This is a genomic window from Bacteroidota bacterium, assembly GCA_037133915.1.
Classification (GTDB): domain Bacteria; phylum Bacteroidota; class Bacteroidia; order Bacteroidales; family CAIWKO01; genus JBAXND01.
Map to the genome: position 1 here is coordinate 36,817 of JBAXND010000012.1, position 17,568 is coordinate 54,384.

Sequence of the window (17,568 nt, forward strand, 5' to 3'; positions counted from 1 at the left end):
TTATAAATTGTGAATTTTAGATTATAAATTAAAGGTCGATTGATTTAAATGGAATCATGCAAAGTTACGGATTCTGTTCTATATGGATTGATTTTACGCGGAGTTCTTTTCCATGAATAATATCATACTGAGTGCTGTTACAAACAGGGCAAATACCATAAATATCATCCATAACAAATTCGGTTCCGCATTTGAGGCAGTGCGCCTGAGCAGCAATAAAGTCAATTTTAAGGGTTGATTTATCAAGTAATGTATCTTTTACTGCAATTTCCCAGGCAAATTCAAGATTATCGGGAATCACACCGGATATGGCGCCGACCTCTATCTCAACGACGGTTACGCATGCCGCGCCTTGCTGCTTTGCAGATTCTTCAACAATTTCGATGATATTTTGAGCTACTGACAGTTCGTGCATAAAGGCTGTTAATAATTAACAATGAACAATAATGTATTATTTAAACAGAGCAGAGAAATATTAGCAAATCCGGGGGAGTTGCTCTCCTGCCAGCATATCAATAATGCGGCTTCCGCCCACAGATGTTTTCATTACTACCATGCCCTTGTTTGTATCAGTAATTTCGCCAATAATGGCGGCTTCCCGTCCATATTCGTCTGCACGAAGGATATCGAGAATATCAGACGCATCATCAGGTGCAACAACCATAATTACGCGGCCTTCATTTGCCATATACAGAGGATCAAACCCAAAAACCTCACAAAGTCCTCTAACACTTTCCCTGACAGGAATTGCATCTTCCGAGAGATTAATTCCCACATCCAGTTTTTCGGCAAGCTCACAAACAACAGTAGCAACGCCGCCGCGGGTCGCATCACGCATAAATTTAACACCATTGCTATTAAGGAGCGTCTTAGCAATCATTTGATTTAACGGAGCACAGTCAGATACCACCTCATTACTGTATTCAATACTATTGCGTGCACACAATATAGCCGTTCCGTGATCACCAACAGGGCCATTAACAATGATTATGTCGCCGGGAATAATTCCTGTCCCGTGACTGATATTTACATTTTTTTCGTCGAGACGTCCTATACCGGCAGTGTTAATAAACACTTTATCGCACTTGCCTTTGTCAACAACTTTTGTATCTCCTGTAACAATCAACACACCGGCTTTTTGAGCTTCCTCAGCCATTGTCTTAACGATTGCTTCGAGGTCATCGAAAGGCAATCCTTCTTCAATAATAAATCCACAGGAAAGGTAAAGCGGAGTGGCGCCTGAGACAGCAATATCATTGACTGTACCGCATATGGCCAGTTTTCCGATGTTTCCGCCGGGAAAGAAAATCGGGTCCACAACATATGAATCGGTTGTAAAAGCGAGGTGTTTGCTTTCCACATCCAGCAATGCCGCATCAGTTTGCTGACGCAATATATCGTTATCAAAATACTTCACAAAAAGTCCCGAGACTAATTCGTGCATCATTTTGCCACCACTGCCGTGATTGAGGAGTACAACTTTTTTCTGCATTTCTAATGTTTATTCAATTTAGGCTGTAGAAAATGGTAAATATTATTTTCCCACATCCTGCAAAATTAGCACACTTAGCGAAAGCAGCGATAGTTTCCTTGATTTTTATTACAATGACTTCCATTTTTTTAGCTTATTTTGTATTCCTTCAAACACCCAAGGTATGCTTACATATTTTTTTCTTGTTGTTGCTATTTTGCTTCAGACTATTCCGATTATTCTGGCTATCCGCCTGATACGGACGGCACAAAGCCGGATGACGTGGATACTGATTTCTATAGGGTTTTCTGTAATGGCTTTTCGCCGTTTGATTGAATTATTCATTATGTTGAAAAACCCAGACCTGAGCGCAACAGAGTGGTATACGTCCCTTATAGATATTACTATTTCAGTGCTTATCATTGCCAGCCTCATTTACCTGAACCGTATTCTGAAATCAATTCGGGCCGCAGATAATGAACGTTATGAATCGGAGATTCGATTCAGGACGTTATTCAATAACAGCAGTGATGAGCTGTTTTTAGCAGATCTTGACGGGAACTTTTTAGAAGTGAATAAAGAAGTGTGCAACAGGCTGGGATATAAGCGCGAAGAATTACTGAAGATGAATTTTGCAGATATTAAAACCCCACGATACGTAAATCAGGTTCGTGAAAACATTGAAATGATTATCCAGAACGGAACACATATCTACGAATCAGAACATCTTACTAAAGAAAAAAAAATTCTTTCGCTGGAAATGAGCAGTCGAATTATAAGATACAAGGCGCAAAAAATAATCTTTACTATTGCCCGTGATATTACCGAAAGAAAAGAATTCGAAAGGAAAGTTCTGAGTGCGGTAATTGAAGCTGAAGAAAGAGAACGCAAGCGTTTCGCAAAAGAATTGCACGATGGTTTGGGGCCCTTGCTTTCAACGGTAAAAATATATCTGAATGAAATTTACAGCGAAGATATTGAACCTGACGAAAAGTCAAATCTCATCAAATACACCAATGAGCTGCTTGACGATGCTGTTTCCAACATTCGTACAATTTCTGACAACCTGATGCCAACAGTAATCACGGATCATGGACTTATCAAAGCCATTGAATCGTTTGCAAAAAAAATTAACCTCGCGGGGAAGATACATTTTACATTTTCGCATACCGGTTTCACTTCAAAACTTGATATTAATTTAGAAATGGTTCTTTATAGAATCACCGAAGAGCTCATCAATAATACCCTCAAACATGCCGGAGCCGTTAATGCTGCAGCTTCTATTGAGGTGAACGGGAAAAAACTTGTTTTGAATTATTCGGACGACGGCGTTGGCTGTATCGTAAATGAATTACTCTTAAACTCGCGTGAAGGCATGGGCATAAAAAATATTATCAGCAGATCAAAAACAATCAATGGCGCTTATACCTTTGGAAATACGTTGCCGGGCTTCAAATTCAGGCTTGAGGTGTATCTGAAATAATTTGAATTATTGTTGTAAATTGAATTTGGCAGGCAGTGCCTGCCAAATTCAAAAACACAGGAAATACCAATAAAATTAGGTCTTTAAAAAAAATTAACAGAATAGTTATAATAACAAAATGAAAAAACAGAAAACAAATGAAACCTTCCAAAAGCAAGTACAACGCTCTTTTAAAGAGTATAGGACAAACCATCGAACGTGCGCAGACCAGCGCATATTATGCAATTAACACAGGATTAGTCGCAGCCAACTGGAATATTGGCAGACATATCATTGAGTTCGAACAATTAGGTAAAGAGCGCGCTGAATATGGCTCAGAGCTGCTGGCAAGACTTTCAACAGACCTAACTACTAAGCATGGCAAGGGATTTGGAAGGCGTAACGTGCTTGACATGCGCAGGTTTTATCTTGCATTTCCAATTTGGCAGGCAGTGCCTGCCAAATTGAGTTGGAGCCACATCATTACTCTGATAGGTGTTTCAGATGATAATGCCCGCAATTTTTATCTAAAACAAGCTCAATCAGAAAACTGGGGTTACAGAGAACTTGAACGCCAGATCAACTCCTCACTTTATGAAAGGCTTGCCCTGAGCCGAAATAAAAAAGAAGTGAAAAAGCTTGCACAGAAAGGAAATATCATCATGCACCCGCATGAAATCGTAAAAGATCCCTACGTTCTCGACTTTCTTAAAATTCCGCAAAGCTCAAAAGTTACGGAGAAATTCCTTGAGCAAAAGATTATAGATAACCTGCAGCTGTTTTTGATGGAACTTGGAAAAGGTTTTGCATTTATTGGGCGACAGTATAAAATTTCAATACGAAACAAGCATTACTATGTAGACCTGGTGTTCTATCATCGCATACTCAAATGCTTTGTTTTGATTGACCTGAAAACCAGCCAGGTAGTACATTCAGATGTCGGACAAATGAACCTGTATCTGAACTATTTCATCAAAGAAGAAAATGTAGAAGGCGACAATCAACCAATTGGTATTATTCTGGCTAAAGACAAAGATGAAATATTGGTAGAATACACCATGGGGGGAATGAATAATAAAATTATGGTCACCAAATACGAGTTATACCTTCCTGATAAAAAAATACTTAAAAGAAGACTGAAAGGCGTTTTAGGAAAATAAGGCCGGCTGAAGCTTGTATAAATATTAAATCAGCCATCGTGCAATTTTGTCAAAGAACTATTTATCAGCCCGGGCTGCTGTTCGCTAAATATTGCTAATTTTGCACTGTATTGGATTTCGCCTTACCATGGATGATAAATTAAAAATTATTATTGTTGACGACCACGAGATTTTCAGAAGTGGCTTAAAACTGTTGATTAACAGGCTTAAGCACTGTAAAGTCATTGCGGAAGCCTCCAATGGTAAGGAACTGCTTGGATTGCTTGAGCTCGATATGCCGGACATCGTTTTTATGGATATTGAAATGCCTGTAATGAACGGCATGGACGCCACCCGTCTTGCACTCGAAAAACATCCCGACCTTAAAATCATTGCCTTAACCATGTTCAACGATGAAGAATATGTGGAAAGCATGATTGATGCAGGCGTTAAGGGTTTTCTGATAAAGAATATAAATAAAGAAGGTCTTGACAAAGCTATTCAATCAGTTATGGCCGGTAATAACTATTACTCGCAAGAACTTTTTAAGTATTTTACGAGTAAGGTGGTTCATACTGAAAAAAATGAAGCTCAGGAATTGAAGCTTACACCTCGCGAAATAGAAATTATCAGGCTTTCGATGGATGGTATGAGCAATAAAGAAATTGCGGATAAATTGTTTATCAGTGAGCGAACTGTGGTAGGTCATAAATCTAACCTGCTATCTAAAACCAATACAAAAAGCACCGTTCACCTTTTAGCTTATATAATTAAAAATAAGCTTCTTACATTTTAAACACAAATCAAAACCAATACTTTTACGCAATTCCATTTGCTTAATAGTATCCGGTCAAAGTACAATTAGCTTCCTTAACCTCCATTCATTTTCCCTACTTAAATACCTTGTACGAAGGCATTAAGCGATGGTACTTTTGTGTCAGACAATTACTTCAATGGCTGACCTGATAAAAACGATAATTGCTGACGACCATACCATCTACCGCGAAGGGCTGAAAATGGCAATGTCAAGGTTGAGCAATGTGGAAGTGATTGGTGAAGTTTCCAGCGGTCCCGAACTCCTCGAATTACTCACAATTACAACACCGGATCTTATCCTGATTGATACCGAAATGCCAGCAACCGATGGCGTTTCAATTTGCCGTGAGATTACTAAAAATTATCCGTGCATCAAAGTTATTGCCATTACCATTTTCAGCGATTTGAATTACCTCGCATCAATCATCAATTCAGGAGTCAATTGCTTTTTACCTAAAAATACAACACGGAAAGAACTTGAACGTGCTATTACTGCAGTGGCATCAGGTCAACTCTTTTTTCCAATACATATTAATCAATTTAATAATCCTTCAAAATTCACCATTATGAAAACCTCAAAGATTTTGCTCGTTGACGATGATATCGATATCATCACCGTATTACAGGCCATACTTACAAAAAATGGCTACAAAGTGGTAACCGCCAACAATAAAGTTGAAGGCATCAAACTTATGCGCGAAGAAAAACCTGATTTGGCTATCCTTGATGTGATGATGACCACACATTATGAAGGTTTTGAGCTCGCCAAAGAAAAATTTGAAGATCCTACCATTCGCGACATCCCTGTTGTAATGCTTACCTCTATCGACATTCTCATTACAAGCAAACCCGACGTGCAGGCAATGGCCCGCGAATTCAGAAAAAATCCCGGATTCAAAGATCTGCATGTGTTACTCGTAAAAGATATTGTCAGCAACAGAGCCGGCATCGACTACTTAAACGACAGTGGCGAAAGTGTTTGGTTCCCCGTTGATGGATTTATTAAAAAGCCGGTTGAAGCCAACAAGATTATGCCCGAAGTACAACGTCTGATCAAACTTTAATTTACAAACACCACAATAGATAAAGCCATGCAAAGCAAGATCAATAAGATACTGGGAAGCTATCCCACTTCGGGTCGCGAAAACCTGATCCCAATGCTGCAGGATATCCAGGAAGAGATCGGCTACGTTTCGGAAGAAGCAGTGGTCAATGTAAGTTCATATCTGAACCTCCCCGTTAGCAAGATATACAGCGTTGCAACTTTTTACAATCAATTCAGGTTCGAACCCAAAGGCAAATATCATATTCAGGTATGCCGCGGAACAGCGTGTCATGTTCTGGGCTCATCTACCGTTCAGAAAGAACTTGAAAAATCGCTTAAAGTGAAAGCAGGACAAACCACCCGCGACAGGCTGTTCAGCCTCGAAGTGGTTGCATGTATCGGTGCTTGCGGACTTGCCCCCGTTATTACCGTCAACGGCCAGTTTTTCGCCAAAGTAACCTCGGAATCAATAGTGAAAATCATTGAAAACTTCAGAAATAAGGAGAAAGAATCATGAGCGCTCCCACAAACATCACAACAAACGGACTGATTACACAGTTCATTAACGGGAAAGCTTCAAACGAAGACCTTCCTGAAGTAAACAAACAACTCGCCACTTTAAGACGCGAGAAAAACGAAGGTATTTTAATCTTCATCGGAACAGGAACCTGTGGATTAGGTGCAGGTGCAGGCGAAACGCTTACAGCAATAAAAGAATATCTCACACGTAAGAATGTGAATGCCGAGATTGTTGAAACAGGCTGTATCGGTCTTTGCACTTCGGAACCGGTTGTTGATTTAAAGCTTCCCGGAATGAACCGTATCTCTTTTGAGAACATTACCTTCGATAAAGTTGAGCAACTTCTTGACGGTGTTTTAAATGTGACACTTCCGGAAGAAAGCCTTATTGGTCAGTTTCGTACGGAAAACGATAAACCATGGAACAATATCCGTTTCATTGATGAGCATCCATTCTTCGCTCCTCAGAAACGCATCGTACTGAAAAACTGCGGTATCATTGACCCCAAAAGCATCGAAGAGTACATTGCCAGTGGCGGTTATTCAAAACTCGCTGCAACCATCAAAGGAAATACACCTGCCGAAGTATGCTCAATCATTGAAAAAAGTGGTCTGCGTGGCCGCGGTGGCGGCGGTTTTCCGACAGGAAAAAAATGGACGATGGCACTTTTTGAAAAACTGACACCGAAGTATATAATCTGCAATGCCGACGAAGGCGACCCCGGTGCATTCATGGATAGGGCCGTTATTGAAGGTGACCCTCACCGTGTTATAGAAGGCATGATTATAGGCGCATACGCTATGGGTGCTTCGCACGGCTATGTGTATATCCGCGCCGAATATCCGCTTGCAATCGAGCGTCTTGTAAAAGCGCTTAACGATGCACGTGCTTATGGCATTCTCGGAAAAAATATTCTGGGAACCGGATTTGAATTTGATATTAAAATTAAAAAAGGCGCCGGTGCTTTTGTTTGCGGCGAAGAAACAGCGCTTATTCATAGTATTGAAGGTAAGCGCGGCATGCCCCGACCAAGACCGCCCTACCCCGTGTCCAACGGACTTTTCCGCAAACCAACCGTTATTAACAATGTTGAAACATTTGCCAATGTACCGGCTATCATAACCAATGGCGCAGAGTGGTTCAGCTCAACCGGAACAGGCAAAAGCCGTGGTACAAAAGTATTCGCTCTTTCAGGAAAGATAGCAAAAACGGGACTTGTAGAAATTCCTATGGGAACCCCTATCCGCAAAATTTTGTTTGATATTGCCGGTGGTGTAAAAAACGGAAAAAAATTCAAAGCAGTTCAGATTGGCGGTCCTTCGGGCGGTTGCATTACCGAAGCCAACCTCGACATTCTTATTGATTACGAATCACTGATACAGGCAGGCGCCATGATGGGATCCGGTGGTTTGGTAGTGATGGACGAAGATACCTGCATGGTTGATATCGCAAAATTCTTCATGGATTTTATTCAGCGCGAAAGTTGCGGAAAATGCATCCCATGCAGAGAAGGCACAAAACGCATGCTTGAGATCCTTGAGAAAATCACACACAAACCCTCAACCGACGATAACCGCGAAGCACTTGAACGCTTTCAGGGTGTAATTCAGCTTGAGAACCTGGGACGGGTAATTAAAGAAACTTCCCTGTGCGGTCTCGGACAAAGCGCGCCCAATCCGGTACTCAGCACCATTAAGTGGTTTCGCGACGAATACGAATCACACATCTACGAACGCACCTGTACACCCAAAGTTTGTACTGAATTGCGCAAATACATGATTGATCCTGAAAAATGTACGGGCTGTATGGCATGCGTAAAAAAATGCCCGACTTCATCCATTATAGGTGCAAAGAAAAACCCGCACTACATAATTCAGGATAAATGCATCGGATGCGGCGCCTGCGCCGACACTTGCAAATTCGAAGCTATTCATTTACTATGATCTAACACATAATAAGAAAAGTCATGAGCATTATCATAAATATAAATAATAAGCCGGTGATTGCCGAAAAAGGCGAATACATTCTCGATACGCTGGAACGCAGTGGCATCAAGATACCGACATTATGCCACATGAAAGGATTACTTCCGAGCGGAGCATGCAGGATGTGCCTCGTTGAACTTAAAAACAACGGCAAACTTGTAACATCCTGCTCATTCCCGGTTGAAGAAGGTATGGATATTCTTACACATTCACCGCGCGTAATCAATGCCCGCAAAACCATTGTGGAATTACTGCTTTCAAATCATCCGGATGATTGTCTGTTTTGCGCAAGAAATAAAAATTGCGAACTTCAGAATTTATCGGAAGAATTAGACGTTCGCCAACGCAGAATCAGTGGAAAAAAGAACAGCTTCCCAATGGACATTGCCGGTTTGAGCCTTGTACGCGACCCGGATAAATGTATCCTCTGCGGCAGATGTGTTCGCGAATGCGAAGAAGTAATAGGTGTTTCAGCGATAGACTTTAGCAACAGAGGCAGTAAAACCATAGTGGGAACAGCATTCAACAGGGGTTTGAACACATCATCATGTGTGAACTGCGGTCAGTGTCTTATGGTTTGCCCTACCGGAGCCATCACCGAAAAATCGCATATAAACCAGGTTATAGAAGCCATTAGCAATCCCGAATTACAGGTAATGGTGCAATATGCACCGGCCATCAGCGTATCACTGGCTGAGGAATTCGGACTTGAACCGGGTAAAGATATCAACGGCATCATGAACGCTGCTTTACGTAAGGTTGGCTTCAACAAGGTTTTTGATACAAGTTTTGCAGCCGATCTTACCATCATGGAAGAAGCCTCAGAACTCATTGACCGTATTGTAAAGAAAAAGCCGCTGCCCATGTTCACCAGCTGCTGCCCGGCATGGGTTAAGTATGTTGAAGAATTCTGGCCGGCAATGATACCCAACCTTTCAACCTGTAAATCGCCTCAGCAAATGATGGGCAGCGTGATTAAAAATTATTATTCACGGATGGAAGACATCGCTCCTTCAAAAATATTCTCGGTCGCAGTTATGCCTTGTACAGCAAAGAAATTTGAAGCACAGCGCGAAGAAATGAGCACTGACGGCATACAGGATGTTGATGCAGTTCTTACCACCCGCGAATTGGCTAAACTCATCAGGGTTTTCGGTATTGACATCAGCAAACTCGAACCCGAAGACGCAGATTCTCCTTTAGGAACAAGAACTTCGGCAGGAAAGATTTTTGGTGCAAGCGGCGGCGTAATGGAAGCGGCTCTCAGAACAGCACATTTCATGCTCACCGGTAAAGAACTGGTAGATCCCAAATTCAGCGAACTGCGCGGATTCAGAGGCATCAAAGAAACCAAAGTTACCATTGGTGATACCGAACTCGGCATTGCAGTAGTAAATGGACTCGGATATGCACTTCCTGTTCTGCAGGAAATTGCAGCAGGTCGCAGCAACATACACTTTGTGGAAGTAATGAGCTGCCCGGGGGGTTGTATTGCTGGCGGTGGGCAACATATTGGCGCCAATCAGGATTCAATCTTTGCAAGAATCAAAGCGCTTTACAATATTGATGAAACTTCCAAAGTCAAGGTATCGCACCAGAATCCTCAAGTAATTGAATTATATGCAAAATTCCTTGGGAAACCGCTGGGAGAGAACAGCCATCATTTTCTACATACAGAATATGCTAAACGAGAGGTCTTGAAATAATATGAGCCGCAAAGAGAACATAGTGCCAATGGTTTATACGATCAGGGAACGTTGCAGAATATGCTACACCTGCGTAAGAGAATGCCCTGCAAAAGCGATAAAGATTGCCACCGGCCAGGCCGAGGTAATCCACTCGCGCTGCATTGGCTGCGGCAACTGTGTTAAAGTGTGTAGCCAGGATGCCAAGCAATACTACAAACGTGCCGATAAAGTGCTTGAACTGCTGCGTGCAAAAAAAGATGTGTACGCTTGCATAGCACCAAGCTTTCCTGCGGAATTCAGAGAGTTTGACGACTATAAAATTCTGGTTGGAATGATTCGGGCGCTTGGCTTCAGGAAAGTTCAGGAGGTATCTTTTGGTGCTGACCTCGTTGCCATCAAATACAAGGAACTGCTTGCACAGAACCAACTTGCAAGTTATATCTCATCTGATTGCCCCGGTATTGTGAATTTCATTGAAAAATACCACCCTGACCTGACTAAAAATCTGGTTCCCGTGGTATCGCCGATGCAGGCCACAGCCAGAGTGATGCGACAACTATACGGTGATGATATCTATATTGTATTCATCGGCCCGTGTATTGCGAAGAAGAATGAAGGCGGCAGCGTTGATGAAGTAATAACCTTTCGTGAACTTCGTGAAATGTTCGCATTGCAGGGTGTCGCATCATTTGACGTTGAACCTTCAGAATTTGATGGTCCGCTTGGCGGGCATGGTTCAATTTTTCCGGTTACAAGAGGCCTGTTGCATAACCTCCAACCCGAAGGTGATATCTTAAATAATAACTACGTAGTGGCAGATGGCAGACACAATTTTGTAGATGCTATTAAAGAGCTGGACTCAGGTCTGTTTTCAACTGACCTTCTGGAATTGCTCTGCTGCCATGGCTGTATTAAAGGAGTTGGTATGACTCCCGGTGGCAAGGTGTATTCACAGATGGATCAGGTCAAAAAATATGCTTCAGACAAGATCAGTAAAATGGATATGAAGGAATGGCAGAAGAACATTGACCGTTTCATCAGCCTTGACCTTGAAGAGAGCTTTGAAGCCAACGACCAGCGTATACTTATTGCAACACCCGAAGAAATCAACAAGATTCTGAAATTTCTTGGAAAAGAAAGTATCAGCGATCACCTGAACTGCGGCGCGTGCGGCTATGATACCTGTGAAGAACATGCAATAGCAATTTTTAAAGGTATTGCCGAACAGGAAATGTGCCTGCCCTATACGATTGAAAAATTACATAAATACAATCAGGAGCTGGCACTCTCCAATGAGAAACTTGCAAACATCAAGCTTGCGCTGAAGCAATCAGAAAAACTGGCTCATATGGGGCAGCTTTCGGCCGGCATTGCTCACGAGTTGAACAATCCGCTTGGAGTGGTGATTATGTATAGCAATATTTTACTGGAAGATTGTCCGAAAGATTCACAAATGCGTGAAGACTTAGAACTCATCGTACATCAGGCTGATCGTTGTAAGAATATTGTTGGCGGACTTCTGAATTTTGCAAGGACCAATCAGGTCAGATATGCCTCTGTGGCAATTGCAGCATTAGCCGACGAATGCGTTGAGTCGGTTATTGTGCCTGCAAATGTGGAACTCTGTGTTATCAATAATCTGGCAACTACCAATGCCATGCTTGACAGAGAACAGATGGTTCAGGCTATTACCAATCTCATCAAGAATGCCATCGAAGCCATGCCGCAGGGCGGTAAAATCGAAGTCATTCTTGAAGAAACACTGGACAATATTAAAATTAGCATACACGACAACGGCACCGGCATTCCCAAAGAACATATGGAAAAACTCTTCACGCCTTTCTTTACAACAAAAGGCGTTGGAAAAGGCACCGGACTAGGCTTACCTACAGTTTATGGTATTATAAAAATGCATAAAGGCGACGTACATGTCGATTCCAATACCGACCCGGCGGAAGGCCCGACGGGCACAACATTCATCATTACTTTACCTAAAAGAAGAAACGAAATTTAATATCATTCAACATGAAAACAACAAATTTTAAAGTGCTCATTGCCGACGATGATCCCGATTTTCTGACATTCCTTGAAATGAACACGAAGAATATGGGACACGAAGTAATAGCTGTATCGAGCCAGAAAGAAGCTGAAGAAGAACTTGCAAAATGGAAACCCGATTTAGCCATCTTCGACCTTATGATGGAAAACAAAGACAGCGGTTTTATCCTGAGTCATAAAGTAAAAAAACTCTATCCTGATGTTCCGGTAATTATAGCAACCGCCGTAACTGCAGAAACCGGACTCGTTTTCGGATTGAACAGCCCCGGCGAACGCACATGGATTAAAGCAGACCGTTATATCGACAAGAGTCTGCGCCCGGAACAATTGCACAAAGAAATCAACAGCCTGCTTAAATAATTTTACAAAATAGTGTATCATGGAAAAGCTCGTAGTATTGGTTGTAGATGATGAATCGGGCATACGTTCCGGCATCATCAGGATACTTAAGAATTATAGTGTCGGATTCCCTTTCATGGATGAAGATTTTGAATACGTGCTGCACGAAGCGGCCACCGGCGAGGAAGCGCTGAGTTTTATCCAGGAAAACAAAACTGATATTATCCTCCTTGATAACAAATTGCCCGGTATGCTTGGCATTGATGTTCTTGAGTACATCAACAAGAACAAGTACGATATTCAGGTAATGATGATTACTTCGTATGCATCGCTCGAACTGGCAGTAAAAGCTACGCAGAACGGCGCCTACAATTTCGTACCCAAGCCTTTCACACCACAGGAACTTAAATCTGCCATGGAAAATATCACCAAGCATTTGTTCCTGAAACGCATGACCAACAAGATGAATGAAGACGACAAAAGTCTTCGTCATCAGTTTCTCTCAGTACTTTCACATGAGCTAAAATCGCCGATTAATGCGGTTGAAGGATACCTGAATATGATGCAGGACAGGCAGGCCGGGAATAATATGGACGATTACGCTCAAATGCTCGATCGTTCACTGATCCGTCTTAAAGGCATGCGCAGCCTCATTAATGACATGCTTGACCTGACCCGCATCGAGTCCGGAAAAAACAACAGACACATCGGTGATGTAGATTTATTCGACGTTGCAAAATTCGCAATCGATACTTTTGACCCACTGGCGAAACAGAAAAATTTAAAAGTGTATTTTGACTCGCCCGAAAATCTGCACATCAATGCCGACCGTCAGGAAATGGAAATCATTTTGAATAACCTGATATCAAATGCTATCAAGTATAACAACGAAGGTGGGCAGATAAACATTATTTTAAAATCAACCGTTTCGGAAATAACCATTATTGTAGAAGATACCGGTATCGGAATGTCTGCAGATGATATTACGAAACTGTTTCATGAATTTGTCCGGATTAAAAACCTGAATACAAAAAATATTGTTGGCACCGGACTCGGTCTTTCGATTGTTAAAAAAATTGTTGAGATATACAACGGAACCATAGACGTATCAAGCACTCCGGGCAAAGGAACCACATTCACAATTAATTTGCCAAGGTAAATATTCGCGCAAGCGTAAAATAAACAGCCATGAAATTCACGCCACAAAATTACAGCATAACGGACGAAGCCCAAAAACCGTTCATTGATGATAAAGAGATAGAGGGCTTTCTGACCATTGAACCCACCGTGGCACAGGTGAGAGAAGTGATTGCGAAATCACTGTCGAAACACAGGCTCAGCATGGAGGAAACTGCCATCCTCATCAACGCCAACAGCCCGGAATCAGTAAAAGAAATTATGGATGGCGCTCGCCGCCTGAAGCAGGAAATTTACGGAAACCGTATTGTTTTATTTGCACCGCTTTATGTAGGAAATTATTGTAAAAACAATTGCTCTTACTGCGGATTCAGATCAACAAATACTGACGCTATAAGGCACACGCTTAACCGTGCCGAGCTGAAAAAAAGCGTTGAAGCACTTGAAGATGAAGGACAGAAAAGGCTCATCCTCGTTTTTGGTGAACACGACGCCTACTCACCGGAATATATTGCCGATACGGTTCGCACCGTGTATGCCGTGAAACGCAGAAATGGTGAAATCCGCAGAGTGAACATCAATGCGGCACCAATGGAAATTGAAGGATATAAAGTGGTTAAGGAATCGGGCATTGGCACGTATCAGATATTTCAGGAAACATACCATAAACAAACCTACGCGAAATATCACCTTGGCGGAACAAAAGCAGATTATGAAAACAGGCTGATATCTCTGGATAAAGCTCAGATAGCCGGAATTGATGATGTTGGTATTGGTGTTTTGTTCGGACTGTACGACTGGAAATTTGAGTTGATGGCTTTATTGCGTCATGTAAATCATCTTGAAGCCTGCTTCAATGTAGGCCCGCACACAATATCCTTCCCAAGAATTCAGGAAGCCTCAGCAAGCACCGCAGGTACAGACCACAGAGTAAATGATGAGGACTTTCTTAAAATAATTGCCATCCTCCGTCTTGCCGTTCCTTATACGGGACTTATTCTGACAGCCCGTGAACCGGAGCATATACGCAAACAGGTTCTCGAATTTGGAGTGTCCCAGATTGATGCAGGCACAAAATTGGAGATTGGCGCGTATGCCGAAAACAAAGGCAAACGCCAGAATCTTAAGAAAGAACAGTTCAAAGTGAACGACGAGCGCTCACTTTCGGAAGTCATGGATGAGCTTATCACCAACGGATACCTTCCCTCCTTTTGTACATCTTGCTACCGTCAGGGACGAACCGGTGAGCACTTCATGGAGTTCTCAGTACCCGGCTTCATCAAACGCTTTTGTACCCCGAATGCTATGCTGACACTTGCTGAATACCTGCAGGATTATGCAACACAGGAAATAAAAGAAAAAGGCTGGAAACTCATCCGCGATCATTACGGGAAAGTTGATCTTGCTTTACAAGGCGAAGTATTAAACCGACTTGAGCGCATCAAAAATGGTGAGCGCGACCTATATCTGTAATCCAAATAAAAACTGCCGAAATAATGCTATAAATCAGGATTCATCGATTTCACATGACATTAACCTTCGGTCTGAAATATTACAATTAATTTTATAAAAGAGAGAAACGGCCATGAAAGGAAAAGACAATAAACCACATATTGGTATCTTCGGAAGAAGGAACAACGGCAAAAGTTCGCTCATTAATGCACTCATCGGGCAGGATATTGCTATTGTTTCCGAACAGCCCGGAACCACAACTGATCCGGTTAAAAAATCAATTGAGATATTTGGAATAGGTCCTGCAATTATTGTAGATACTGCAGGTATTGATGATACCGGTGAACTCGGTCAAAAACGCATTGCAAAAACGCTTGAAGCAATGAAAACGGTTGATTGCGCGATTCTCGTCATCTCCGAAAACATCTTCAGCGACTTTGAAACCGGTCTTACGGCCCTCTTTGAAAAATACAATATTCCCTATTTTATTCTGCATAACAAATCGGACCTCGAAACACTGAATGCCGCAACTATTGACAAAATAAGACAATTTTGCGATGCGCTTTATATTGATTTCAGTGCGGCACAACCCGATCATCTGGACGATGTGGTTGAACTTTTGAAAAAAACCATCCCGGAGACAAGTTATCAAAACGTTAACTTATTTGAACATATTGTTAACTCTGGTGATCACGTACTTTTAGTCACGCCTATTGATTCCGAAGCACCTGATGGCAGGATGATTCTTCCACAAATGATGGCGGTTCGCGATGCACTTGATAAAAACACCATTTGCACACTGGTTCGTGAAACCGAACTTGAAGCTGCTCTTGCAAAAGGTCCGGCACCGGCTGTTGTTGTAACCGACAGCCAGGCATTTGCTTTTGTCAGTTCAGTGGTTCCATCAAATGTCCCACTCACAAGTTTCAGCATTTTGTTTGCACGTATGAAAGGTGATTTTGAAAAATACCTGGAAGGCAGCATGCTTATAAGCGACTTGAAAGACGGGGATAAAATACTTATTCTGGAATCATGCACCCACAGAGTGAATTGTCTGGATATAGGACGTTTCAAACTTCCGGCATGGCTTAAAAATTTCACCGGGAAAAATCTGGAATTTGAAGTTGTCGCCGGTCATGATAACTGCAAAGAGCCGATTAAAAATTATGCACTGGTGATACAGTGCGGCGGATGTATGTTCACGCGCAAACAAGTGATTAATCGGCTGAAACCCTTTATTGACGAGGGTGTTCCGGTTTCAAATTATGGCATGGCCATCGCGTGGATAAACGGAATACTGCCCAGAGTAGTAAAACCTTTAGGCTTTGATATAACAGCAAGTACCAAATCAGCACAGCTTAATACTCCCGCGCTATGACAAACACCGGCGAAATTTTTTCGAGGGAGCGACTGATCGAAATGCTCTCTCTTCACGAACCCAAAGCAATAGAATCTCTTTATGGCCTCGCCAAAAGTATCGCATACGAAACATTCCTCGGCGATGTGTACATGCGAGGTCTGATAGAAGTATCCAACATCTGTGCTAAGAATTGTAACTACTGCGGCATTCGTGCCGATAATGGCAATATTCAACGTTACCTGATGCCCATCGAAAAAGTTGAAGAAGCAGCACAATTCGCTTTTGACAATAACCTTGGCTCGGTAGTAATTCAGTCGGGAGAGCGCAACGATAAAGCTTTTACAGACTATCTCGACGATGTCATTAAAATGGTAATGAGAATATCTGACGGCAAGCTGGCAATTACGCTCTCTTGCGGTGAACAAACAGAAGAGACGTACCGACGCTGGTTCGAAAGCGGAGCCAAACGCTATCTGCTAAGAATAGAGACTACAAATATCGCGCTTTACAAAACCATTCATCCCAATAATAACAAACACAATTTCTCGCATCGGCTGGAAGCCTTGACAGCGCTCAAAGATATCGGGTACATTACCGGAACCGGCGTAATGATTGGCCTTCCGGGGCAAACCATTGCCGACCTGGCTGACGACTTGTTGTTTTTCCGCGATCTTGAAGTGGACATGGTGGGTATGGGACCTTATCTTGTGCATGCCGAAACACCTATGGCTGCAGATGAAGCCAAACTTCTGCCCATAGAAAAACGCTTCGAACTTTCGATGAAGATGATTTCCGCTCTTCGAATTCTGATGCCCGATATCAATATTGCCGCGTCTACAGCTCTTCAGGCAATCAAGCCCGAAGGAAGGATGCTGGCGCTTCACAGCGGTGCAAACGTAATGATGCCCAACATTACGCCGGTTGAATTTACAGAAAACTATTTTCTCTATGACGGCAAACCGGGAACTACCGTTGAACCTGCTGAAAAACTTGAAGGAATAATAAGCGACATAAGGAAAGCCGGATTTAACCCATGTTTCAATGTTTCCGGAAACCCGCCACACTTCTACAGAACACAACAAACAGCCTAGAATAA

At 42.3% G+C, this 17,568-nt stretch carries 15 protein-coding genes; 13 read left to right on the plus strand and 2 right to left on the minus strand.

Annotated features, from left to right (window positions below):
- Window positions 1–64: 64 nt before the first annotated feature.
- Entirely contained in the window at window positions 65–415 is a 351-nt protein-coding gene (gene hypA / locus WCM76_05915; GenBank protein MEI6765158.1) for a hydrogenase maturation nickel metallochaperone HypA, read from the minus strand.
- A 60-nt stretch (window positions 416–475) separates the two neighbouring features.
- Window positions 476–1,492 (minus strand): hydrogenase expression/formation protein HypE, encoded by a 1,017-nt coding sequence (hypE, locus tag WCM76_05920; GenBank protein ID MEI6765159.1) that lies wholly within the window; start codon window positions 1,490–1,492, stop codon window positions 476–478.
- 163 nt (window positions 1,493–1,655) lie between these two features.
- On the opposite strand from hypE, the gene WCM76_05925 reads away from it, so the two are divergent.
- From WCM76_05925 to hydE, 13 genes are all read left to right on the plus strand, one after another.
- Window positions 1,656–2,954 carry a PAS domain S-box protein gene (locus WCM76_05925; GenBank protein MEI6765160.1) on the plus strand — a complete coding sequence of 433 codons (1,299 nt, stop codon included), beginning with the start codon at window positions 1,656–1,658 and terminating at the stop codon, window positions 2,952–2,954.
- A 137-nt stretch (window positions 2,955–3,091) separates the two neighbouring features.
- Window positions 3,092–4,093, plus strand: a complete 1,002-nt coding sequence (locus tag WCM76_05930) for a PDDEXK nuclease domain-containing protein (protein ID MEI6765161.1) — start codon at window positions 3,092–3,094, stop codon at window positions 4,091–4,093.
- A 127-nt stretch (window positions 4,094–4,220) separates the two neighbouring features.
- Window positions 4,221–4,868 (plus strand): response regulator transcription factor, encoded by a 648-nt coding sequence (locus tag WCM76_05935; GenBank protein ID MEI6765162.1) that lies wholly within the window; start codon window positions 4,221–4,223, stop codon window positions 4,866–4,868.
- A 157-nt stretch (window positions 4,869–5,025) separates the two neighbouring features.
- Entirely contained in the window at window positions 5,026–5,952 is a 927-nt protein-coding gene (locus WCM76_05940) for a response regulator (protein ID MEI6765163.1), read from the plus strand.
- Window positions 5,953–5,967: 15 nt separating this feature from the next.
- Window positions 5,968–6,450, plus strand: a complete 483-nt coding sequence (gene nuoE, locus WCM76_05945) for an NADH-quinone oxidoreductase subunit NuoE (GenBank protein ID MEI6765164.1) — start codon at window positions 5,968–5,970, stop codon at window positions 6,448–6,450.
- The gene (locus tag WCM76_05950) at window positions 6,447–8,396 is read left to right on the plus strand and encodes an NADH-quinone oxidoreductase subunit NuoF (protein MEI6765165.1); all 1,950 of its coding nucleotides are present in this window, start codon (window positions 6,447–6,449) and stop codon (window positions 8,394–8,396) included. Before nuoE ends, WCM76_05950 begins: the two co-directional genes overlap by 4 nt.
- A gap of 23 nt (window positions 8,397–8,419) precedes the next feature.
- On the plus strand, window positions 8,420–10,144 hold the full coding sequence (locus tag WCM76_05955) for an NADH-dependent [FeFe] hydrogenase, group A6 (GenBank protein MEI6765166.1): 1,725 nt from the start codon (window positions 8,420–8,422) through the stop codon (window positions 10,142–10,144).
- A 1-nt stretch (window position 10,145) separates the two neighbouring features.
- Window positions 10,146–12,140: a [Fe-Fe] hydrogenase large subunit C-terminal domain-containing protein gene (locus tag WCM76_05960; protein ID MEI6765167.1), complete on the plus strand. Its 1,995-nt coding sequence runs from the start codon at window positions 10,146–10,148 to the stop codon at window positions 12,138–12,140.
- 11 nt (window positions 12,141–12,151) lie between these two features.
- Complete coding sequence (locus WCM76_05965) at window positions 12,152–12,544, plus strand: response regulator (protein ID MEI6765168.1); 393 nt, start codon at window positions 12,152–12,154, stop codon at window positions 12,542–12,544.
- Between the two features lie 19 nt (window positions 12,545–12,563).
- Window positions 12,564–13,682 carry a hybrid sensor histidine kinase/response regulator gene (locus WCM76_05970; protein MEI6765169.1) on the plus strand — a complete coding sequence of 373 codons (1,119 nt, stop codon included), beginning with the start codon at window positions 12,564–12,566 and terminating at the stop codon, window positions 13,680–13,682.
- A 29-nt stretch (window positions 13,683–13,711) separates the two neighbouring features.
- Window positions 13,712–15,133: a [FeFe] hydrogenase H-cluster radical SAM maturase HydG gene (gene hydG / locus WCM76_05975; GenBank protein ID MEI6765170.1), complete on the plus strand. Its 1,422-nt coding sequence runs from the start codon at window positions 13,712–13,714 to the stop codon at window positions 15,131–15,133.
- 112 nt (window positions 15,134–15,245) lie between these two features.
- The gene (gene hydF, locus WCM76_05980; GenBank protein MEI6765171.1) at window positions 15,246–16,490 is read left to right on the plus strand and encodes a [FeFe] hydrogenase H-cluster maturation GTPase HydF; all 1,245 of its coding nucleotides are present in this window, start codon (window positions 15,246–15,248) and stop codon (window positions 16,488–16,490) included.
- On the plus strand, window positions 16,487–17,563 hold the full coding sequence (gene hydE, locus WCM76_05985; protein MEI6765172.1) for a [FeFe] hydrogenase H-cluster radical SAM maturase HydE: 1,077 nt from the start codon (window positions 16,487–16,489) through the stop codon (window positions 17,561–17,563). The genes hydF and hydE overlap by 4 nt, the downstream gene beginning before the upstream one ends.
- Window positions 17,564–17,568 lie beyond the last annotated feature (5 nt).